The 371-nt window shown below is 66.0% G+C and carries 1 protein-coding gene; it reads left to right on the top strand.

Features of this window, described 5'->3' with window-relative positions:
• Positions 1 to 371: OmpA family protein (locus ACTJJK_RS23200; RefSeq protein WP_440731372.1), on the top strand; the 371-nt coding region annotated here is incomplete at both ends.

Here is a 371-nt window from a genome sequence, read left to right as displayed (position 1 = left end):
GCGGTCAAGGCCGAGTTGGTCAAGCAATTGCCGGCCGACGTGCTGCAGGCGCTGAAGGTCAGCGTGCGCGGCAACGCCGATGACCCGGGTTCGCTGATCGTCGGCCTGGGCGAGGGCGGTGCGCTGCTGGGCACGGTGCTGTTCGATACCGACAAGGAGACCATCAAGCCTGAGTTCGAGCCGCTGCTGGATAAGGTCGCTGCTGCGCTGGAACGCATGCACGGCGGCGTCATCGCGATCGTCGGTCACACCGACGTGCGCGCTTCGTACCAATACAACACTGCGCTCGGCATGCGACGCGCCAAGGCCGTCTACGACGCGTTGGCCCAACGACTGAGCCCCGAAGTGCGCGCCAAGGTGCGAGTCGAGTC

The sequence above is a fragment of the Lysobacter sp. 22409 genome, assembly GCF_052045105.1.
Lineage (GTDB): Bacteria > Pseudomonadota > Gammaproteobacteria > Xanthomonadales > Xanthomonadaceae > Lysobacter > Lysobacter antibioticus_B.
The sequence above is the reverse complement of the archived record's forward strand: the minus strand, read 5'-3'. Positions and strand labels throughout refer to the sequence as shown.